Source organism: Carboxylicivirga agarovorans (assembly GCF_050589845.1).
GTDB lineage: Bacteria > Bacteroidota > Bacteroidia > Bacteroidales > Marinilabiliaceae > Carboxylicivirga > Carboxylicivirga agarovorans.
In genome coordinates this window covers 30,399-54,182 of sequence record NZ_JBNGPA010000022.1, presented here as the reverse complement: position 1 = coordinate 54,182, position 23,784 = coordinate 30,399, and the positions used below count along the sequence as shown (strand labels likewise).

Annotated in this window: 15 protein-coding genes; 13 read left to right on the top strand and 2 right to left on the bottom strand. The window is 42.5% G+C overall.

All coding sequences use genetic code 11. From position 1 onward, the window contains the following. Positions 1–61 precede the first annotated feature (61 nt). From ACRD69_RS18010 to ACRD69_RS17950, 13 genes are all read left to right on the top strand, one after another. The gene (locus ACRD69_RS18010; RefSeq protein WP_430816521.1) at positions 62–1,555 is read left to right on the top strand and encodes a sulfatase; all 1,494 of its coding nucleotides are present in this window, start codon (positions 62–64) and stop codon (positions 1,553–1,555) included. After that, positions 1,555–2,859, top strand: coding sequence for a T9SS type A sorting domain-containing protein (locus ACRD69_RS18005; RefSeq protein ID WP_430816520.1), 1,305 nt, complete (start codon positions 1,555–1,557; stop codon positions 2,857–2,859). Before ACRD69_RS18010 ends, ACRD69_RS18005 begins: the two co-directional genes overlap by 1 nt. A gap of 4 nt (positions 2,860–2,863) precedes the next feature. Further along, complete coding sequence (locus ACRD69_RS18000; protein ID WP_430816519.1) at positions 2,864–3,904, top strand: carboxylesterase family protein; 1,041 nt, start codon at positions 2,864–2,866, stop codon at positions 3,902–3,904. A gap of 16 nt (positions 3,905–3,920) precedes the next feature. Continuing rightward, positions 3,921–5,450 carry a sulfatase gene (locus ACRD69_RS17995; protein WP_430816518.1) on the top strand — a complete coding sequence of 510 codons (1,530 nt, stop codon included), beginning with the start codon at positions 3,921–3,923 and terminating at the stop codon, positions 5,448–5,450. Next, positions 5,447–6,544, top strand: a complete 1,098-nt coding sequence (locus tag ACRD69_RS17990; RefSeq protein ID WP_430816517.1) for an SGNH/GDSL hydrolase family protein — start codon at positions 5,447–5,449, stop codon at positions 6,542–6,544. Before ACRD69_RS17995 ends, ACRD69_RS17990 begins: the two co-directional genes overlap by 4 nt. A gap of 141 nt (positions 6,545–6,685) precedes the next feature. Further along, on the top strand, positions 6,686–7,813 hold the full coding sequence (locus tag ACRD69_RS17985) for an endo-1,4-beta-xylanase (protein WP_430816516.1): 1,128 nt from the start codon (positions 6,686–6,688) through the stop codon (positions 7,811–7,813). Between the two features lie 25 nt (positions 7,814–7,838). Beyond that, on the top strand, positions 7,839–9,641 hold the full coding sequence (locus tag ACRD69_RS17980) for an alpha-L-fucosidase (protein ID WP_430816515.1): 1,803 nt from the start codon (positions 7,839–7,841) through the stop codon (positions 9,639–9,641). Between the two features lie 2 nt (positions 9,642–9,643). Then, complete coding sequence (locus ACRD69_RS17975) at positions 9,644–11,059, top strand: sulfatase-like hydrolase/transferase (protein ID WP_430816514.1); 1,416 nt, start codon at positions 9,644–9,646, stop codon at positions 11,057–11,059. A gap of 23 nt (positions 11,060–11,082) precedes the next feature. Beyond that, positions 11,083–12,165 (top strand): SGNH/GDSL hydrolase family protein, encoded by a 1,083-nt coding sequence (locus ACRD69_RS17970; protein WP_430816513.1) that lies wholly within the window; start codon positions 11,083–11,085, stop codon positions 12,163–12,165. A 37-nt stretch (positions 12,166–12,202) separates the two neighbouring features. Continuing rightward, positions 12,203–13,036: a sialate O-acetylesterase gene (locus ACRD69_RS17965; RefSeq protein ID WP_430816512.1), complete on the top strand. Its 834-nt coding sequence runs from the start codon at positions 12,203–12,205 to the stop codon at positions 13,034–13,036. A gap of 16 nt (positions 13,037–13,052) precedes the next feature. Continuing rightward, positions 13,053–15,095: a hypothetical protein gene (locus ACRD69_RS17960; protein ID WP_430816511.1), complete on the top strand. Its 2,043-nt coding sequence runs from the start codon at positions 13,053–13,055 to the stop codon at positions 15,093–15,095. A gap of 8 nt (positions 15,096–15,103) precedes the next feature. Next, the gene (locus ACRD69_RS17955) at positions 15,104–16,555 is read left to right on the top strand and encodes a sulfatase (RefSeq protein ID WP_430816510.1); all 1,452 of its coding nucleotides are present in this window, start codon (positions 15,104–15,106) and stop codon (positions 16,553–16,555) included. 57 nt (positions 16,556–16,612) lie between these two features. Then, the gene (locus ACRD69_RS17950) at positions 16,613–18,064 is read left to right on the top strand and encodes a sulfatase (protein WP_430816509.1); all 1,452 of its coding nucleotides are present in this window, start codon (positions 16,613–16,615) and stop codon (positions 18,062–18,064) included. A gap of 23 nt (positions 18,065–18,087) precedes the next feature. On the opposite strand, the gene ACRD69_RS17945 is transcribed toward ACRD69_RS17950, so the two are convergent. After that, positions 18,088–19,449 carry a sensor histidine kinase gene (locus tag ACRD69_RS17945; RefSeq protein WP_430816508.1) on the bottom strand — a complete coding sequence of 454 codons (1,362 nt, stop codon included), beginning with the start codon at positions 19,447–19,449 and terminating at the stop codon, positions 18,088–18,090. A 156-nt stretch (positions 19,450–19,605) separates the two neighbouring features. After that, positions 19,606–23,556, bottom strand: a complete 3,951-nt coding sequence (locus tag ACRD69_RS17940; RefSeq protein ID WP_430816507.1) for a hybrid sensor histidine kinase/response regulator transcription factor — start codon at positions 23,554–23,556, stop codon at positions 19,606–19,608. Between the last annotated feature and the right edge of the window lie 228 nt (positions 23,557–23,784).

The following is a 23,784-nucleotide window of genomic DNA, read 5'->3' as shown; positions in this document are numbered from 1 at the left end:
GCGTTTTGATTTTGTTAAAAGGCCTTTGAATTATCAGAGGTCTTTTATTTTAAATTTAGGAATGATAATTACAATGAGAGGGAAAGCGATCATATTACTTCTGACGGCTTTGGTGCTGGTAACCGGCATACAGGCACAGTCTGATAAAGCTGATAAACAACCGAATATTCTAATTTTTTATGTGGACGACCTGGGCTGGATGGACCTGGGATGTCAGGGTTCACAATTTTATGAAACACCTGCTATTGACCAGCTGGCCAGCGAAGGCATACGTTTTACCAATGCCTACACAGCCCATCCGCGTTGCGTGCCTGCCCGCTATGGGGTAATGACAGGCAAGTACCCCGCCAGGGGACATGTGCCGGGAGGTCAGGGGATGGTACCGGAAGACCTGACAATTGCAGAAGCACTGAAAGAAGGGGGTTACACGACTTTTTTTACCGGTAAATGGCATTTGTTGTTTAAAGATAAAGAGGGCAATATGCCCGAAAAGCAGGGCTTTGATGTGAACGTTGCCGGTGGTGCAGCAGGAGCTCCTCCGACATACTGGTATCCTTATCGTAAGGGAGAATCAACACCATCAGGCAGAAAAGGCTTTAAGAAAACAGAGATCCATGGCCTGGAAGATGGTAAGGAAGGGGAGTATATAACCGATAGAATAACCGATGAAACGGTGGCATTCATGCAAAACCATGTGAAGAAGAAACCGGATGAACCTTTCTTTGTTTTTTTATCGCACTATGGTGTGCACACACCCTTTGAAGCGAAACCTGAATTAGTACAGAAATATCGAAAGAAATTAAAGTCAGAGATGACTTACGACTTGCCGGAGTATGAAAAGACCATCACAGGTGATACCAAGCTGCGTCAGGATTTTCCGGTATATGCCGCTATGATCGAGAGTATTGACCAAAGTATGGCCAAACTGAATGCTACCCTTTCAGAATTGGGCATTGCCGATAATACCATTATTATTTTTACAGCCGATAACGGCGGCTTGTCTACTCGTGGTAATAAGCGCCAGTTAGCGACCTCAAACTACCCGTTACGCTATGGTAAAGGCTGGTTGTATGAAGGAGGTATTCGTGAAGCTTTTATTGTGAAGTGGCCCGGGCAGACAGCTGCGGGACAGGTGTCTGATGCCCTGGTGACCGGTACTGATATTTTTCCGACAGTGCTGAAAATGGCAGGCTTGAAACAACGTCCGCAAGACCATATGGATGGGCTTGATGTAACTTCAGCGATCAAAGGAGAAAGGTTTGATCGTGAAACTCCAATGTTCTGGCACTCTCCTATGGGAAGACCTACCAGTACAGGCGACAGGAACAGTTCTGCTGTGCGTTTGGGAGATTATAAACTCATTGACTGGTATGATGAAGGAACCATTGAACTTTACAACCTGAAAGAAGACATTGGTGAAACAAATAACCTGGCAGATCAAATGCCTGAAAAGGCCGGTGAACTGCATCAGCTGATCATTGAATGGCGAAAATCCATTGAGGCTAAAATACTGGATCCGTCAAAGAATAAATGGATGAAAAAAGCAAAGCACTGATGAAAGCGGATATTCAAAAAAAATATCTGATGGTCATTATTGCTCAGCTGTTTATTGCTTCGCATGCTTTGACGCAGGAGCAGGTGTTTTACAGAAGCGAATATGAGCAGGCAGGTGATCAGATAGGAGATGTCGATTTGCCCGGTGAAGGTACGTATGATTATGTCATTTTGGAAGGCAACGATGCCGGTCACTATTCAATTGATGCATCGGGCAAAATATGGGTCAATGCCATAATAGCCGATGTGCCGAATGAAGTGACTGCTCATGATCTGACGATTCAATGCCATACTGATCAGATTAGTATACGCATTATGGATGCTTATGATCATATGCTTGAGCAATATTCGGGATATACCATTCTTGAAGCCCATAAAGAAAATTATATCCTGCCAGGTAATCCGTACAGTGGTTATAACAATCTATGGGGAAGAGGCACAGCACAGGAAGGTGTTGATTTTCGAATGGCGACGTTGTGTGATCCGGACATGCCGGACGAAACCATTTTTGTATGGGATACGCCTTCATCAGCAAAGGATTATGGCGGTGCTTCAGTATGGTGTTACATAAGTGTTCTCTGGGGCAATCGCAAAGGTTACAGAGATGATTTAACTGGTTTTCCGTTTCAGATCTCATCCATTCATTCCATGTTTATTGATTTTGATTTTGAGAAACTCTATGGAACGGAAGGATATAAAATTGCACTGAATCACTTTTTAACCAATGAAAGTTATTTGGATAACTTCAGCAGTAACGATGGTGACTTTTTCCTTGTCTTTGATCAAAAGGGAACATGGATTCCGCCTTACCCTGTCAGTTTAAGTGATACAGTTATAAATAATAAGGATTTTGCCCGCTTATATAAGGAGGAAGATGGCTATGAGTGGCGTCGCGTGATCATAAAGGATAACCAGCGCCTGCTAAACGGCACTATTGATATGAAGGGTATTTATGATTCGTTTATTACGAGGGGCTACCTGAATGCATCACAATATATTCCAAATATACAGGTGGGACTTGAAGTTACCGATGGTTTTGGTGCACTCAGGTTAAATAGCTGGGCCATTCGCCTGAACGAATCACCCCTTAATGTAGAGGAAAAACAGTTCGCAACGATCAGGGTTGTACCTAATCCCTCTATGGGCTTTTTTCGTTCGAGCTCGGATGCTCCCTGGCAGATATACAGTATGAACGGTCGGCTGTTATGCAAAGGGCATACAACGGATATTGACCTGTCAGACTACCCGGACGGGCTATATATTTTAAAGCAAAGCGATGAAATGATTAAACTTATTAAGCGATAATGCCATGTCAGGATTACAAGGAAAGACAACATTACTAGTGGCTGGAGCATTCATTATAAGTATATTGGGTTTTACTAAAGGAGTTCGGCAAACTATAGTTAACGAACATCCTGTTGGTGTTGATTCAAAGAGTTCGGCTGGAATGACACCTGTTGTACAATCCAGGCAGACTTATGAAGTGCTTCCCGAGGAGGATATTGTATATGCTCAAGGACTGAGTCATGAAGCTGTTAATAGCCCAAACGCAAAAGCTTTGCCTTTGTTATTGGACGTATATGTGCCAGATAATGAGTTGGAAAACAGGCCTGTATTCCTGTTTATTCATGGGGGAGGTTTTTCTGGTGGTACAAAACAGCAAGCCAGGATTGTTGAATGGGCTAACTACTATACTGCCAGAGGCTGGGTGTTTGTTTCGGCTGATTACCGACTAAAAAAGCATAAAGGTACGGTTCCTCAAAAGTGGATCGATGCATCAGCCATGTTGCCCAGGGAAAAAAGTAAACAGTTTATAGCCATGTACCCGGCACATCGCGATGCCAAGGCTGCACTGCGATGGGTGGTAGCCAATGCAGAAAGGTACAGGATCAATACCAACTATATAACTGTCGGTGGAGGTTCTGCCGGTGCTGTCACTGCCATCACCCTTGGTGTTTCTAATCCTGCAGATTACAGGGATGAACTAAGTACAAAGCAAGACCCAACATTGAGCAGTACAAACCTGGGGGAGGAATATCAGATAAGGACTATTATCGACCTGTGGGGTTCAAAGGCTGGTATAGATGTGTTAGGGAAAATGGACAGGCAACAGCGATTTGATCGTAACGACCCGTCTTTATTTATTGCACATGGCACCGAAGACCCAACTGTTCCCTATAGCAAAGCCGAAGAATTAAAAGCATGTTATGAAGAAACCGGTGTACCTTTCGTTTATTATCCTTTGGAGGGTAAAAAACATGGAGCCTGGGGTGCCCGGGTAAATGGAAAGGAACTGGCTGAACTGGCTTTTGATTTTATAGTGGAGCAACAAAACCTAATTGTTGAATGACTTAATGAAAGAAGAAATGATGCTAAGAACAAAAATAATCATACTCTTAACAGTATTACTAATGCCCGTGACGTGGCATTGCAAGGGGCAAACAGGTAAAACCAATATCCTGTTTATCGCGGTTGATGATCTAAAGCCTTTACTGGGGTGTTATGGCGATGAAAGTACGATCACGCCCAATATTGATGCCCTGGCAAAGGAGGGAGTGCTTTTTGAAAACGCCTATTGCCAGCAGGCTGTTTGTGCACCGTCGCGCGTGAGTGTATTTAGTGGTTTGCGCCCCGACCAGACAAAGGTATGGGATCTGAAGACCAATATGCGCGATGTAAATCCTGATGTGGTGACCTTACCGCAATACTTTAAAAAGCATGGTTACCAAACGGCCGGTGTGGGTAAATTAATGCATGGGGCTAAACACAATGACCCTGCATCGTGGTCCATTCCATACAAGGAAGATAAACACCTGGGCTATGCCGAAGGCTATAAATATCCGGCCAATGGTAAATACCAGGCGAAAGACATTCATAAGGCTTACCGTGAAAGTCGCCAACAGAAACTGGGCTGGAAAGAAACCAATCAATACCTGAAAGCTAAAGGTCTTGCACCTTCATGCGAGTGTCTTGATATTCCTGATGCAGCCTATGAAGATGGGGCTGTTGCAGTGAAAGGAATGGAACTGCTGAAAGAGATGAGTGCTTCAGACAAACCTTTCTTTCTGGCACTTGGTTTTCACAAGCCACATTTGCCATTTGCTGCTCCAAAGAAGTATTGGGATATGTATGAACGTTCTGAAATTAAACAGGCTGCCTTTATGCTACCGGCTGAAGGAGCACCCAAATATGCTTATCACAGCTGGGGCGAACTGCGCAACTATTCTGATATACCGCAGGAAGGGCAGGTACCGGCAGACAAGCAAAAGGAGCTGATTCATGGCTATAAGGCTTGTGTAAGCTATGTGGATGCGCAGATTGGAAAGGTAATGAAGCGGCTGGATGAACTGGGCCTGCGTGAAAATACAGTTGTTGTTTTGTGGGGAGATCATGGCTGGCACCTGGGTGATCATGGTATCTGGTGCAAGCATTCCAATTTTGAACAGGCTGTTAAAGCGCCATTGATTATCTCTGCACCTGGCATGAAAAAAGACAAGGTAGCAACAACCATGGCCGAGTTTGTAGATATGTACCCGACCTTATGCGAACTGAGTGACCTGCCGATTGGTGAGCAACTCGATGGACAGAGCCTGGTACCTGCATTAAAGGACCCAAAGAAGGAGGTAAAGGGTTATGCTATCAGTCAGTACCCAAGAGGCAATAATATAATGGGCTACACCATACGTGATAAACAGTACCGATGTACTATCTGGCTAAAAGGGGCTTATAGAAGCGAGCAGGTATATGCAAAGCCGCTTGTGGTGGCTTCAGAGTTATATGACTATGTCAATGATCCGCTTGAAAAAGTGTCATTGGCTGATAATAAGGAATATGATTCCATCAGGCAGGAGATGGAAAAACAATTGTTGGATATTTTAAATAAGCAGAAGAGATGAAGTGGATCATACTAGCAACAATATTAGTGGTCTTGAATACCACGGTGGCCTGTAAAAGTGCCGATGCACAGTCTGCAATGAAGCCTGTCAATGTTACTGACAAGCTGATAGAAGTAAAAGGGGCTAATTATGTGTTCAGGGATGACGGATTACTGGCTTTCTCGAGGTTTTCAGAAGAAACACTCGATGCACCTATGAATGAGGCCATGTTCAATGCCGACAAGGCCAGGACGAATAGTGGTATACGGCTTAAATTTAAAACCGGCAGCTCTTTAGTAAGGCTGACTTTTAAACCTATGCCTGGTCAAAACCGAGGCTGTGAATTTGCGGTTTATCAAAACGAGGAGCAGACAGATGTTTTTAACTTCAAGGGAGATAGGTCAAAAACCAAGATGGTATTGGAGTTTAAGAATGCACAAGCTTCAGAAACGCTTTTTGAAGTGACAATGCCCAGCTTTGCCAACGTGGCGCTGGTAGATATGGAGTTGGAAGAAGATGCACCCTTAATGCCTGTGGATGAAAAAGATCAGCCTGTATACCTGGCTATCGGGAATAGTATCACCCACGGTGTAGGGCAAGGTTCTGCCACTTATCTGACTTATCCTTACCTCTTGTCAAAGGAGATGGGCCTGGATTACTATAACCTGGCAGTGGGAGGTGCAAAAATATCGCCTGCAATAGCACGTATGACGGCAGAAATGCCACAAGCTGATATTATCACCATACTGATTGGTTACAATGACTTGATGTTCAATGATAAATCGGTGGATGAATACTCCAGCGCTTATTTATCTTATTTAAAGTCGATACGACATAATCAGCCAAAAGCTACTATTTATTGCATTACCTTAACACATACACGTGCTGTTGCCAATGAGCGAACCGGCATTAAACCGGATGAATTTCGCACAGCTTTAAAGCATTTGGTCTATCAGCTACAATCTGAGGGAGATAACCGTTTACACTTAATTGAGGGAGATAAAATCACTTCCGAAGACAATTTACGTGCGGATGTTTTAAGCGATCAGGTGCATTTTGGTATTAAAGGAGCCGCTCTTTTTGCTGAAGAACTTGCAAAGATAGTTTCGCCCTGAGTCTTCCTCCGGGCAAACGGTTAATTCGGTTTGTTGAGGATGAGTTTTATTCGCTAAGCGCTAAAATGCACTTAACGACTTTTTTGTAAGGTTTGGAGTTACTCTAAACCATGACTATTATTACCCTTAATATCCATTTTTATGAATAAGTCTACCTTGCGACAAGCAAGCACTTTATGCCTGTTGCTCTTTTGTTGCCTGTCATTTTACGGACAAGAGTCCATCCGGTCAATTGTTGAGACCAAATATCCTGATAATAAGCTCTACGTTGGTGCAACAAGCATGTATGATAAGATTGGCAGCAAAGAAGCCCGTATTCTTGCTCATGAGTTTTCCTATACCACTCCGGCAAACGATTTTAAGCAAGGCTATATTCACCCTGACCTGAAAACATGGCGCTGGGAAAAGGCTGATGCCTGGATTAAGTTTGCCCAAACACATAATCAGCTGATCCGTATTCATGGCCCCATCAGTCCGCAGTGCTCGCGATGGGCTAAGAATGATGATCGCACCCATGTTGAATTACTGACAAATATGAGTGAGTATATGACCGAATTATGTCGCCGCTATAATGATGAAGATGTGGTGGTATGGATGGATGTGGTGAACGAAACAGTAAGCCGTGACGGAACATGGAAAACTGCGCGTCCGGGCAATAATACATGGGAGTTACCATGGGAAGCCATTGGTTATGTAAAAGCTGATGAAAAAAAATACCCGCATCTTGATGGGAAAGTACCTGTTTACATCATTCGGGCATTTGAAATAGCGACCAAAGAAGCCTCCAATAAAAAACTGGTGATCAACCAGCATGGAAGTATGAGTCCGCTCATATGGAATAAGATAAAAGATTTAGTGCAGTACCTCCGTGATCATGAGTACAGGGTTGACGGTATTGGTTGGCAGGCTCACATCAGTTATGGTCGTGATGTCGAATGGGAGTCACCCGAGGTAAGTATACAGGCCTTAAAAGATCTGATCAGCTGGTCACATAACAACAAACTGGAGTTTCATGTAACAGAGTGTAACATCCATGTGCCGGTCAATGATCCGGGAACAGAGCAGGAGCACATAGCTACTTACATGAATATCTTTAATACGGTATTGGAAATGCGTCACAGTGGAGTAGTGACCTTTAACCTCTGGAATATTAAAGATGTACCTCACTACAAGAACAAGAAAAAACTGGTGATTGCCCCATGGGATGCCACTTTAAAGCCTAAGTCAATCTATTATGAAATGAAAAAGGCCTTGTTGGACTCCAAATAATCACATCAAATAAAACATACATTACATGATGAGGGTAAAGTATAGCATACTAATGTTTTTTTGTTTTTTGATCTCTGCGCATATGCTGTCTCAGCATAAATTGCACACAGATGGGATAGAACCGTATTATCATCCCGTTGAGCTGGAGAATTACCTGAAAACGATAGATAAAGGCTACCTGCCATATATGTTTGCATCAGATGAAGATATGCAATGGTGGAAAGAAGCTAAGTTCGGGATCTTTGTGCACTGGGCACCTTCTGTTGTAACAGAAGTAGCCTTAAGTTGGGGCAGACATGGCAGGCGTCCGCACCATCCAAGCGATGGCACTGTCAGCAAGGGCGTAGCAGAACAGGCATACAATGATACCTATAAAACCTTTGACCCGGTGCACTTTGATGCTGAAGAATGGGTAGTAACCTGGAAGAAAGCCGGGGCACGGTATTTTGTTTTTACAGCAAAGCATCACTACGGTTTTTGCATGTGGGATACTAAAACCACTGATTTTAATATTATGAATACGCCCTACGGCAAGGATGTGATGAAAGACATTGCAGAAGCGTGTGAAAAACATGATATGCGCCTGATGTGGTATTATTCACAACCCGACTGGACACATCCGCTGTACAGAGAAGAACTGCCACATACAGAATACAATGAGCAAATTCTATATCCTCAAATGGCGGAGCTCATGTCTTATCCTGGCATTGACGGTATTTGGTTTGACGGACTTGGACTGCCTCCTGCCCGATGGGATTCTCCTAAACTTCTGAAAATGATCCGTGAGGTCAATCCTGAAGCAATCGTCAATCACCGTCATGGAACACCACAGTGGCACATGGGGGATTTTGACGGCCCGGAGAGAGGTGTTGGCCGCTTTCAGGTTAACCGCCCTTGGGAAACCTGTGATGTGATGGCAGGTGCCTGGGCCTATAATGGTGAGTCGGTTCCGGCTCCTTTATCTGAGCTAATAAGAACGATAACGAAGACTGCCGGTAATGGTGGTAACTTGTTATTGGGAACCGGCCCTCGTCCGGATGGGACAATAGTTGATATGCATGCTGAAAGACTTGAAGAAATTGGTGCCTACCTGGATAAATATGGTGAAAGTATATATGCTACCCAGGGAGGTCCCTACATTTCAGGCCCATGGGGCTCAGCTACCTGTCGAAACGATAAGGTATACCTGCACCTGAGTGGCCGAAATAATGGTGGTAAACTCTTGCTGCCTCAGCTACCGGCAAAAGTTATTAAATATCAAAGCCTCACTTCTCATAAGATCATATCCATGGATAATGGAGCTGATGGTTTATCGATCGTTTACGAAAAGTCAGATAAAGACCTGTTTCCGATCATTGAGCTGACACTTAATACAGATGCCCAAAAGATACATCCTCTTACAACAACAGGGATATTGTTATTGAATAAGGCAGCTGTCACAGCCTCATCAGATCGTTCCGATGATTTTAGCTCACAAAACCTGTTACCCGGGGCAGGAGAGGATTTCTCGGAAGGAATCCGTATCAAAAAGTCATGGCGACCACAGCCTGGAGATGAAAAGCCGGAGTTGATCTACTCATGGGATGAGGTGCAGACAATAGCTCAGATATCGATCAAAGAAGGACGTCGCTTAAAGCAGTCCGATGTAGAAGAGTTCCGAGTTCAAGCCTGGTATAAGGGAGGCTGGCAAACGGTTTACAGGGGAAGTTCCATTGGTTCATTCTGCGGAATTGTCTTTAATGAGGCTGTTGCGACGAAGAAGCTTCGAATAGTATTTGAGAAGCAAAAGAACCTTGAAATCAATAAAGTATTAATATATACAAAGTAGATATGTATAGATTGATTTGTGCTTTACTGGTCATGTCATCAGTGCTCAAGGCGCAACAGACTCAACCCAATGTGCTGTTTATCCTGGCCGATGACCTGGGTATTAATGCTTTAAATTGCTATGGGAATCAACTGGTGGAATCACCTAATATCGATCAACTATTCGAATCAGGAATGCATTTTACCAATGGTTATGCCAATGATCCGACCTGTGCGCCTTCACGGGCTGCTATCATGACAGGTCAATTGGCACCAAGAACCTCAATTTACAGGGTGATCGATCGTTATAAGACAGCTAAAAATGCCCGGGAAATGCGTCGTTACATGAAGTATTTGCCACCGGTCAGCGCTCATTTGTATTCGGGTAACAGTGGCTTATGTCCCGACAAGCTGAACATGGCCAGGGTATTTAATACCAATGGCTATGCAACAGCTGCGTTTGGTAAATGGCATTTAGGTACAGGCACCTCGGCCATGCACAATATCGGTTTTGATGAAGCGATCGAAACAAAGAATCATTTTAACTTCAAAAGTATACCCAGTCAGAATGATTATGACAGCCTGGTTTATAATGCTGACTATTGCACTAAAAAGGGCATTGATTTTATGACGCGATCGGTTCAGAATAATCAAGCCTTTTTCCTGTATATGCCTTACTACCTGGTGCACGCGCCTTTTGATCCGAAACCGCAATATGTAAGACACTTTCAAAATAAACTAAGAGGTACTGAATACGAGCAGGAGAGAGTAATCGATGTTCTGGCTATGATACGCTCATTGGATGATAGTGTTGGTGAGCTGATGCAGGCTTTAACAGAGCTGGGCGTTGATGATAATACGATTATCATCTTTACTTCAGATAATGGCCATTACCGTGTAAAGGATAATAACATCTTTGCTTTGCCTTACAAGGGAAACAAAGGAGATGTGTGGGAAGGAGGAATACGCGTACCTTATATTTTTAAATGGCCTGAGCATATTAATGGAAGTACGAGTTCTGACAGCCCGATCGTACATGTTGATTTGTTGCCGACATTGGCTGATATGCTTGATCTGAAAATGGATAAGAGCCATGTGATGGATGGTATCAGCCTTAAAAAGGTGTTGCTGGATAAAGGCACTGTCAGTCGTGATATCCCTTTGGTTTGGTTTTATACCAATTACAGTGGGTTCAACTCAAAAACAAAGCAGTTCCAATCAAAATGGGTTAATGTTATTCAACACCAACATTATAAGCTAATTGAGGATGTTGAGACAGCGGCTTTTGAGTTATATGATCTTCAACGGGATCCGGTGGAGCAATCAAACATCATAAGTGAGAAGCCAGAACTGGCTCAAAAACTGATGGATAAACTGGAGATGGCCAAAAAGAGATGCGGATTGCCGATGCCGCTTAAGAATCCTGAATTTGTCAGATAGTTGGACTTTATAAATATACAGATATGACACGTTTACTAATAGTAACTATCCTGTTTTTTTTATCGATAGAAACAGATGCGCAGAAGCGATCAGTTTCTGTTGAGTTTGATAATAAAGACTTGAAATACTCGGGGCGTATTGATTATTCCTCAGGAAACAGTGCCGATTTACTATGGTCGGGATCATCCATCAGGTTTAATTTCAAGGGTGAATCAGTATCTGCTTTATTACATGATCATAAAGACCAGAACTATTATAACCTGATAGTGGATGAAGACAGTGTAATTGTTTTTAACCCGGGAGCAGAGAAGAAGTTCTACACACTTGTATCGGGCTTAGGTAAAGGACAACATACCCTCGAGATATTCAAAAGGACCGAATGGGGACGGGGCAAGACATCATTCTATCAATTTAACATTGAGGGAGACGGGGAACTGCTTAGGCGGCCAGATGAGAAGAAGCGTAAAATTGAGTTTTATGGTAATTCCATAACGGCAGGATACGGGAATGAAGACCTGGAAGCAGATAGGCCTGACAGCATCTTCACTAATAATTATATGAGCTATGCAGCCATAACGGCCCGTCACTTTGATGCTGAGTATTCCTGCATTGCCAAAGGAGGTATTGGTATCATGCTCAGCTGGTTCGATTTTACGATGCCGCAATTATATGATCGCTTTCACCCCCGTGACAATATTAATGTCTGGAATTTCGATAAATATACACCACAGGTGGTGGTCATCAATCTGTTTCAGAATGATTCGTGGCTGGTACATAAGCCACATAGGAAGGAGTTTAAGAAAGCCTTTGGAGACGCTAAGCCTGATGAGCGTTTCATCATCGAGTCGTATAAAGCATTTGTGTCTGATATCAGGTTGAAATACCCCGGTGCGTCAATTATATGTGCACTGGGAAGCATGGATGCGACCAAAGAAGGCTCCCCATGGCCGGGCTATATTGAGGCTGCTGTTGATGAGTTATCTGATGATAAGATACACACGCTCTTCTTTCCATATAAAAATACACCCGGACACCCCAAGGTAGATGAGCACAAAATAATGGCCAGACAGCTAATTACTTTTATAGAAGAAAACATTAAGTGGTAAGCGCTTGATAATAAATAATAAGACTATGGTTTTAAACATGAAAATAATCCGAATCGCAATACTATTAAAAGTATTGTTTCTATCAACTTACATAAGTGCACAAGATGCTGATTTTCATATTTATCTCTGTTTTGGGCAATCCAATATGGAAGGACAGGGTATGATCCAGGAACAGGATAAACATGTTGACAGCAGGTTTATGGTGATGTCATCGATGGATTGTAAGGATATGGATCGTAATAAAGGGAACTGGTATACAGCAATACCACCGTTGAGCCAGTGTAATGCCGGTCTGTCTCCAGCCGATTATTTTGGCAGAACCATGGTGGCTAATTTGCCGGACAGCATAAGCGTAGGTGTTATCAATGTGGCTGTTGGTGGCTGTGATATACGTTTGTTTGATAAGGATCAATTTCATCTTTATGATTCCAAAGACGGGAAACCATGGTTTGAAAAGAAAGTGGCAAGTTATGGAGGGAACCCCTATCAATGCCTGATAGAACTGGCTAAAAAGGCACAACAAACCGGTGTTATTAAAGGTATATTGCTGCATCAGGGCGAAACCAATACTGGTGATAGTGAATGGCCAGGCTATGTGAAAAAAATATATGAGGATATGCTGGCCGACCTGTGTTTACAAGCCGAGGATGTGCCCTTACTGGCAGGTGAGATGGTATCTGAACCAGATAACTGTTGTTCGGCGATGAATCCTGTTATTCATACTTTACCAGAGGTGATACCTACTGCACATATTATTTCATCGAAAGATTGTCCTGCAAAAGATCGGGCTCACTTTAACGCGGAAGGGTATCGAATGATTGGTAAACGCTATGCAGAGATGATGTTATCCTTATTAGCTGATATCAGGTAACAGAAAGCGCACAGCCATGAAACAAATTATTGCTTTGGGTTTATTGCTAAGCATTTCACTTATCGCTGATGCTACAATTGCAGATATATCGTTCATAACGCAAAGCTGGACCTATAGTTCGGGTGTCAGTCAATCAGGTAATCAGATAGAGATAAACGGCTCTGCATCATCCTATGAAAAAGCCAGCTTAACGCTTAATATACCTGCTGATACAAAAACATTTTACCTGGTAGCCGATGTCTTTTTCAATGCGATTGTATGCGGAGATGTAAGCTATAAATCCCCCAAGTTTAAACTATACAAAAGTGATGGAAGTAAGTTACAGGTACTTAATTTCTTCAATCCCCTGCAAGACATGTGGGTAACCAGCGGTATAAAAGTGGAGAAGAATTCGGAAACACAAATTACCATCGAATTTGGTATACAAAGTGCTACCGGAAACATGCTGGTAAAGAACCCCCGGCTGTTGAGCACAGCCCCGACAACACCGGCTCTCGAGTTTCCCTTCGCTATTCCAGCCGATAAGACTTGTTACCTGGACATCAACAGTGCCGAAAAACGTCCCTTTAATAATGATAAGCTAAGTTCCAATACCCATTTTACATGGTCAGATTACGGATGGGCCGATGATGAAGTACACCAGGTAATCCGCACCCATTTTCCAATGACCAATATGCGTTTCCCGGGTGGGACAGTGGGTAATTTTTATGATTGGCGACGTGATGGGTACTACGAAAACCAATACTCATATGATAAGGGATACAGTATGGATCATCGGTTTGGTTACCAGGCATATGAAGATTTTTCACTAGAGCAGGGAGCCAGTTCAACCTTAATGTTCAATGTTATTTCAGAAACGGTGGATGTGGCTAAACAGCGTTTGCTTGACAGGATAAACGGTGGTCTCAATATAGCGTGGATTGAAATGGGCAATGAGAATTACTTCATCGGTACCCAGGGGATTGGTCAGGTCGATTCGGAAGAAAATTACATTTCGCATACCCGGGCTTTGGCAAGCGGGCTGAAAGAGGTGAAGAGTGATGTTAATGTTGCTGTTAATATACGCCATGACGGTTGGGAGGCAGGTGACTGGAATTACAATTTAGCGAATCAGGATTATTATGATGCAACAGTTATGCACGGCTATATTCAAACCAATACCTTTTTACTGAACCCTTCATCAGCCTTCACCATGTTGAGTGCCTATAAAACGACCATGGAAAGACTGACAGCCTATAAAGAGCTGTTTGGCAATAAACCGCTTTTGATGAGTGAATGGAATGTGTTATCCGATGGTACTCCGGTTAATTTTATCCAGACTTTGTCAGTGACCGATATGTTTCTGGCTATTGAACAGGAAGAACTTGTCAGACAGGCAGGTATTCATATGTTATTCAAGAACGATGCTTATCATGAATCGACACTGACCTATAACATTAACACAGAAATGGTACTCACAGCCAACGGTGTGGTTTACGCCAAACTATTTGATGTATTCCTTAACAGAGATGTATACACTGCCTTGAGCACAAGTGCCGAACTTATACCGGGGCTGCCTGCTGTAAACGCGCGTGCCATTGATCATGGTGATGAGGTAAAGGTTTTCGCAGTGAATAAACTGCCTGAATCGGCGACAGTAGACCTTCGCTTTGACGGGCAAGCCTATTCAGGCGATTATACACTGGAATATTTTCATGAGGATGTGGATAAGGTATTGAACACGCCCTATAACTCTCCCGGGCAAGCTTTTGTAACTCAAAACAACACAGGTACAATAAGCCTGCCTGCTTATTCTGTTTCAGTGATAAGTATTTCAAAAGATATGCTGCCAACAGCCTTGTTACCGGGTGTGAAGGAAGCGTTTAATATCCGATACAATGCTGCGGGCAAGAGCATTGAAATAGAAGCAACAGTTCCGGTGCTTAACTGGCGGTTGTATTCAATAAACGGCCTTGAAATAGAACGTGGAAATGAACATGTAATTCCGGTAGCTCACTTGAGTGCCGGGATGTATATTATTCAAACAGAGAATAAGGTAAGGAAAGTAGTAATTTATTAAGTAATGATATGAAACAGATAACAGTTTATTTACTTTTCAGTCTGATCCTGTTGGCAGGAAAGCCTGCCAGGGCTCAACATAATAAAGCAATGGAGCCCAATGTGCTCTTTTTCCTGGTAGATGATCTTGGCTGGATGGATGTTTCTTATAATGGTTCTGAGGTCTATGAAACACCCAATATGGATCAGCTGGCAGGAGAAGCCATGCAGTTTACGAACGCTTATGTCACCCATCCGCGTTGTGTACCATCACGTTATTCTATAATGACTGGGCGTTATCCGGCGCGAATAAGAAGACCGGGTCCGGGTAAAATGCAATTGTCAGAGTTTACCATTGCTGAAGCTTTTAAACAAGCTGGTTATGCAACCTTTTTTGCCGGCAAATGGCATTTGGCCATGAAGGGAGAAAGTTATCCACAGGTACAGGGATTTGATGTAAATATCGGAGGCGGTGATGCCGGTGCTCCTATTTCTTATTTCTACCCCTATAATGAACCTCCCCACCATCAGTTTAAGGAGCCAATCCCTCATCTGGAAGATGGACAGGAAGGGGAATACCTGACCGACCGTTTAACCGATGAGACCATTGCTTACATTAATCAGCACCTTAAAAGTAAATCTGATCAGCCGTTTTTCGCCTTTTTATCGCATTATGCGGTGCATGAGCCTATTGAAGCTAAGGCAAAAGATGTCAGTCGTTATCAGGAAAAGATAAATGCGATTGAGTTTGATTTACCGGAGATGATGGATGAAAGCAATGGTCAAACCAAAATGCGTCAGGACAATGCAACATATGCCGCCATGGTACATAGTGTCGACAATAGTTTGGGAAAAGTTTTAAAGGCACTGGACAAACTTAAGGTTGCGGACAATACCATTGTTGTTGTTTTTTCCGATAATGGAGGTCTCTCAAACACCGGTACTGAAGACCGTTTACTGGCTACTTCCAATTATCCCTTAAGGGCTGGTAAAGGTCATTTATACGAAGGCGGTGTCAGGGTACCACTGATTATTAAAGGTGTTAAAACTATGGATCGTAGTGGTTTGTCAGATGCCGTTGTAACAGGTGCTGATCTGTATCCGACATTATTGGATATGGCTGGCATCCGCCAAGAGCCTCAACAGCATGTAGACGGTGTAAGTTTTGCGGGTATTATGAAGGGACAAGCTGCTAAGGACTTATCGCAGCGCCCGGTCTTTTGGCACAATTCAGTGGCGCGGCCAACCCGCACCGGTGATTATTACAGCACAGCAGTACGCAAAGGCCCTTATAAGCTGATTGACTTTTATGAGCAAAACCGGGTTGAATTGTATAACTTACAGGATGATATGGGTGAGCAAAACAACATTGCCCGGAAAGAACCACAGATCGCTCAGGAACTAAAACAATTGATCGTCGAATGGCGCGAGGAGGTAAACGCTTATTTCAAATCCAAGAAAAACAAGAGTAAGTGGGAATAGTATAAGGCGCATGTTTGTCTCCACAATAATATACAGTTAAAGCTTAAATCATATAGTATGAAGAATCTATTTTTACGGGGTGTTACAATTCTCCTGTTTGTTGTGATATATCAACTGTCACAGGGGCAGGTGAAGAATGTTCTCTTAATTGCTGTCGATGATCTAAAGCCTGTTGGTGCCTGTTACGACATGCCGGAGATCAGTACCCCACATCTTGATAAATTAGCCGCCAGCGGTTTTGTATTTAAAAACAACCATTGTCAGCAGGCTGTCTGTGCACCTACACGTGCCAGTCTTTTAACAGGCCGCCGACCTGATTATACCCGTGTGTGGGATCTGAAAACGATGATTCGGCATATGAATCCTGACATTATTAGTATGCCGCAGTATTTTAAGCAAAATGGCTATCAGACAGCTGCTGTAGGTAAGGTGTTTGACGCCCGTTCAGTTGATGAAGGGCATGATGCGGTGTCATGGAGTATTCCATACGAGGGAACCAAAGGCTCAAGTGTAGTTGGTGGTGGATATATGCTGGAGCAAAGGCGGGTATCAACAGAATGTGCCGATGTACACGACAGCACCACCATGGATGGACGGGTTTTAGAGCGAGGAAAGCACTTACTTGATGCAATGGCCGGTAATAATGAACCGTTTTTCCTGGCCGTGGGTTTTTACAAGCCTCACCTGCCTTTCGCGGCGCCAAAGAAATATTGGGATCTGTATCAGCGGGAAGATATTGTATTACCAGCTTTTCAACAGATGCCGGAAGGAGCGCCTGCATATGCCGGTCAGCCGGGGTGGGAGGTACGTTCACAATATGAAGATGTACCAGGCGATTTTAATACGCCTATACCTGCGGAAAAGCAAAAGGAACTTATCCATGGGTATTATGCCTGTGTTTCGTTTATCGATCAGCAAATCGGTGATTTATTGTCTTATCTAGATGAAAAGGGCCTCAGGGAAAATACAATTGTAGTATTATGGGGTGATCACGGATGGCACCTGGGCGATCATGATATCTGGTGTAAACATACGAATTATGAACAGGCAACCCGTTCACCGTTAATACTATCATTGGGTGATAAGTATGTGGGACAGACACATTCACCCACTGAATTTATTGATGTCTTCCCTACGGTATGTGATTTGGCAGGTTTGTCTCAACCAGGTGAGCTGGAAGGTCAAAGTTTGCTGCCTCTTCTTAAGAAAAAGGAGACAAAGGTGAAGGATTTTGCAGTTAGTCAGTTTCATCGCCGGGGCACTTTAAACGGCTATGCGTTTCGTAATGAACGATTCCGATACGTTGTTTGGCTAAAGGATAAATATCGTTCTGACAAGCCATTTACCGTTGAATTGATCGAGGATGAAGAATTATATGATTACGTCAATGATAGGGAAGAAACAGTTAGCCTGATTCATAAAGAGGAGTATCAAAACGAAATCAGACAATGGCGCGATAAAGCCGCTGCGTTTCTCAATGACAGGTACAAGACTTATATAAGCGAATAGCTATGAGTGATATGCTATTGCTGTCAGGGCTGTTTTGATACCTTTGATAAGGGTAACAGGAAGCTAAAAGTCGAGCCCTTCCCGGGCTCACTTTCTGCCCATATACTTCCGCTGTGCTTATGGATAAATTCCTTACATAATATCAATCCAATGCCGGTGCCCCGTTCGTTGTTAGTTCCCAGGCTTGTTTGGTTATTGTCAACATTGAATAATGACGCCATTGATTCCTGCGAAATTCCCATTCCTGAGTCCCGGATGTCAAGCCGTAGTTTATCTGCTTCATTTGTACAATGAACCTCAATCGTTCCTTTGGGATAAGTGAACTTAATGGCATTTGATAAAAGGTTTCTGATAACTGTGCCCAGCATGTTTCTGTCAGCAATGATAGTGCCGGAATAGTGAGCATTAACCGATATGGTAATTTGTTTATCTGCAGCTTGCTTATTAAGTAACATCACATTATCGTTAATCAACTCTTTAATATTTATATCCTCAGGATGATGATGTAATTGCCCCGTATTAGAGAGTGCCCAGTTTAACAGGTTCTCAAGCAGGTAGAAACTCCTGATGGATGAGGTGTTCAGGTCCCTGATAAAATGAATCAGCTTTTTTTTACCGATCTTATCAAAACTGTCTTCGAGCAGTTCAGAGAACTGTACCATCTGACAGATTGGAGCTCGCAGATCATGACCAATGATCTTAAAGATCTTGTCTTTGGTCATGTTCAGTTCATGAAGCTTCTGCATGTTTCTTTCCTGGAGGATCAATAAAAAAAGCAAGGGAAAAGTAAATGATACAATAACAAATGCCAGAAGGAAAAGTGTTTGTGGCAGTTCCTGGGCAAATAGCTCCAGCTTTTGACTGGAGAAGGCTGAAGAAAGACCTCTTGCGATATTTATTAAGAAGATAAGCAAGGCAATACAACCAACAAGTCTCTGAATATTAGTATTCCCCCTAGGTAATACCGATTTAATGAAAATGAAGAAGAAAATAAACGAATAATAGACAGAGCTCACAATTACCCTAAGCATTACATTGTCTGAAACAGGCATGTAAATAATAAGGGCCAGGGCACTCGCTGATAATAACAGGATAAGCTTATTTGTGGCTTTTTTCTGCTTGAAATATACAAGACAATAGGCTTCTATGGCAATTCCAGGATAAAAGAAAATAACGGTAAGCGCCATTATTAAGGGGTTAAGATCATCAGCAAAGAGCAATGATAATAACGGTCCGAAGGCCTGCAGGCCTTTTCCAATGGTATAAATTTTAATTTGTGAGTCAACATTCCGGTAGCTGATCAGATAGTATGAGAAGATGATTATTGAGAGCGTTTGCCCTATAAACATCATCGAGATAACCGCTTTACTATCGAGTGCTTCCATAATTTATTGAATGGTGGGATCAAGTGCATAGCGTCACTCAAGCAATTTTATTCAATTTACGCACATTTTTTTTATTAATCTAACTTGTAGCGTGTTATAGAAGTGTTTTGGATATCCGGTTTCCAATAACCACTACGCTGTAAAATTAATACCTCATCAATTCTTCAAATACTGACTTGGTGTAACACCAAAGTATTTTTTAAAAGTCTGGCTAAAGTACTTAGGGTCGGTAAAACCGATCATATAAGCTGTTTCGCTAATGTTTTTCTCCTCTTCTTTCATTATGCGGGCCGCTTCTTTGAGTTTAATGGTCATTAAAAACTGCTGAGGCGATACATCGGTCAGCGATTTTATTTTACGATAGAGAACCGGCCTGCTCATGCCAAGTTCTTTAGCTGTATTTTCAACACTTAACTTTTCACTGTCAATATTTTTAAGCACATAGCTTTCGATTTGCTCTAAGAACGCTTTGTCGGTGTTGTTGGTTGATACTTCCTCAACCCTGGTTGATGGCTCCAGAAACCGCTGTTGAAGCAGTCTGCGGTTCTTAATTAAATTACTAATCTGGGCTCTGAGAAGCTTTATGTCAAATGGCTTTTCAAGATAAGCGTCAGCTCCGTGCTCAAGGCCTTCTCGTTTATAATCAGGTGAATCAAGGGCTGTTAGCAGTATTATCGGAATATGACAGGTGGTTATATCACTTTTGAGTTTAACACACAGCTGGTGTCCGTTCATATTGGGCATCATTACATCAGAGATGATAATATCCGGTATCACATCCAGAGCTTTTTCTACTCCTTCTTGCCCGTCACTGGCTTTAATGACCTGGTAAGAGCTGCTTAATTCAATGGCCAGGTTATCAAGTAGCTCAGGATTGTCTTCAACCAGCAACAGTTTTGGACCATCGGTCACTTGCACAGGACCGGCTTCGCTTGTATTAACGATCGGCAGCAACGGTTCATCCGTCATTTCATTTTGTTTAATCTCTTCATTGGTAAAATGGCTTTCACCCATTGGTAGTTTCACACTAAAGACTGAACCTTTTCCATATTCGCTCTTAAAGCTGATCTTACCTTTGTGCAATTCAACCAGTTGCTTACTTAACATTAAACCAACGCCGCTGCCTACTTCCTTTGAGTTAATGGCATTGGTGGCACGGTAATAGCGTTGAAAGATGTTTTTTTGTTGATTACCCGGTATTCCTTCACCCGTATCTTTAACATGTATAATGGCGTACTTTCCACTTTGCTCGATCTCAACTGCAATATTACCCCCGTTTGGTGTGTATTTAAAGGCATTGGAAAGCAGGTTAAACATTACTTTTTCTAATTTACTGCGGTCAAACCAAAGCACCAGATCTTCGGGTAATGAGAATTTAACATCAATCTGCTTTTCAGTGGCCAATGGAGTAAACGATTCGATCCGCTCTTTAATAAAATGCCCCAGGTTGGTGTCTTCTACCTGCAGGTGCATTTTTTGCAGATCTGCTTTCTGAAAGTCGAGTAATTGGTTAACCAGGTTGGTCAGTCGGTCGACATTACGTTTCACAAGGCTTAAGTTACGCTTCTCATCTTCGCTCTTGGCACCATCTTCCACCATTTTTTCCACCGGAAGTTTAATTAAGGATAAAGGCGTTCTCAGATCATGAGCGATGGAAATGAAAAACTGCTGCTTTTCGCTGGAATGCCGCTCCTGGATGATGATGTGGTAGTAATGTAAATTAAGGAGTATCAGACCCAATAGAATAAACGCATATAGCACAAAGGCCCATGGTGTTTTCCAAAAAGGGGGTGCAACATCAATTGACAGGCTTTTAACACTTGGTTGCCATATACCATCATCGTTTGTGACCATCAATAGCAAGGTATAGCTGCCGTGTGGCAGTTTTGAGTATATGGCCTCACGTACAGAAGTAGGACCATTCCATTGCTCTTCAAACCCATCCAGTTTCCACTTGTATTTTATCTTATTGGGATTGGTGTAACAAATGGCACCAAATTCAAAGCTAAGCGAGTTTTGGTCATGTTTTAAGGAAATGTTTTTCTGTGAATTAATGTTCTCAGTCAATGGGCCGTCTTCAGTAATTGACAGTTCTTGTCCAAATAATTTGACAGCACTTAATATTGGTGTTGTAACCTGAACTGATTTAGTGATTTTATCAGGATGAAACCATGAAATACCTTTGGGTCCACCAAAAATTGCCTGTCCGGATGAGTGCAGGCATGCCGCATTTTCATTAAACTCAGTATTGGCCAGACCATCACTGATATTGTAGCTGTCAAAGGTCTGAGTTGAATCATTAAGAACAGATAATCCACCGGTCGAACTGACCCACATGCGATCCTGTTTGTCCCAGATAATACTGCGTATGTAATTGGAAGGAAGCAGGCTTTTGTCAAAAGCCCGTATGGAGTCAGTGGTCATATCCCACTCAAGCAGGCCATTGACATCGGTTCCTAACATGATGATGTCTTTTGACGGATGTATGCTCATAGCGATAATACGGCTCTTAATCAGCAAGCGGTCTTCAGGACGTGTTACTTCCATTGTGTTTTTATCAACGATAAATAAGCCAAATAGAGTGCCAATGAGTACTTTGTCTTTGTATTCGCAAAGTGAACGAACATTTGTGATATTGACATCATGAGTAATGGAGTTTGCTTCATCAATAACACTGACGCCACCCCAGATACCACCGGTCCAGATGCGTCCTTTTTTATCGGCTATGACCTGGTACAAATGATTCGTTTGTGTATAATGCCTGTCTGTTGATGATTTATTGAACCACTTCTTTCGCAATGTTTTGGGATTGATCTTTATAAGTCCGCGACCATAGGTTGCTACCCATAAGGCTCCATCTTTACCCTGGCACATGGACATCACATGAAATGGTTTCTCCTGGTTTTTCTTTAAAGCAGGAACATGCCTCCATCTGTCTGTTTCAGGCTTATATATGCTGATACCGGTTTTGGTGCCAAACCACATATCTCCATCATGCTCTATGATGGTATTCACCATATTATTTCGAAGACTGTTATAAATGTGTGGAATACGACGCGACACATTGAACTTTTTCTTATTGGGATCGCCGATGCAAATACCACCGCCATAAGTAGCTACCCATAATATATTATCATGGCTGTAATATAATTCATAAACACCGTTGGAAGACAGAGAATTAGGGTTGTTGTCATCGGCGATGTATGATTCCTCTTCATTCAATTGTAAATCAGTGATAAAAACTCCAATGCCATCAACACCAATGGCATAGTGTTGATGATCAGGGGTGTGTAATATATCAGTTACCGGAAACCGTTTCTCATTGCGGCTGAAAATATTACTGCTAAGTAATTTAAGCTGACTGCCACTCGCTTTGAACATAAGTACCTCCGAAGCACGGGTACCCAGTAAAAGGGTGTCATTGGTCTGGTATAATGTTAATATATCAATGTTTCTCAAGTGTTGGCTAAGGCTGTTATCGACCTGGAGGGGCTCAGCAGTTTTGCTTTTCTTATTGAGTAAATACAGACCCTTTTTAGTTCCCACCCATATAAAGTCATTATTGTATGGAATAATGGCATTAATACCATCGGTAATGGACTCAACCGCATTTATTTTTTGTGTTAGCATATCAAAATGATAGAGGCCACCTGTTGTGCCAATCCATATGTTTTGTTCGTCTTCTGCTAAAATTTCATAGATGTTGAACAATGCATCGCTGTGTTCGACCGGCAGCACAGTATAAAAGGCATCCTTCTTACGGTCGTAGGCATACAAATTACCACTTTTAGTGCCACACAGAATGTCGAATTTATCAGATAAAACAAGACAATTGATGATATCATCATTGGTTGAAAAACCTCCGGGTGAGGACAAGGAATAATGCTTTATATCGGCACCATTGAATTTATCCAGTCCGTTATGGGTTGCCATCCACATAAAACCTTCTTTATCCTGCACAACCGATACTACCCGGCTGTTCTTTAATCCGTCATCAACCGACAAGCGCTGAAATTGATAGTCGAACCGGGCATCGGACAGATGTGGATTTATACAAAAGAAACATACTAGCACAAAGTGATATATGTATTTTCTGGCAGCTGACATTTAAATGGTATTATGGATTCAGAATCAAATATAATCAATAAAAGCATGCATTGGTATGGTATTTACACGGCTATCGAATAAAGTTTTAAAAGGGGGTATAAATGATTCGCATGGGGTACAATAAGCGTTCAGGTTTTGTTGGACAGCATTTTTTTTAGAGGGTGACCGGTAGAAAGGATAGTATGTTGGTTATTCGTCGCGCATAAACTTACCTATCCCTTGATAGTT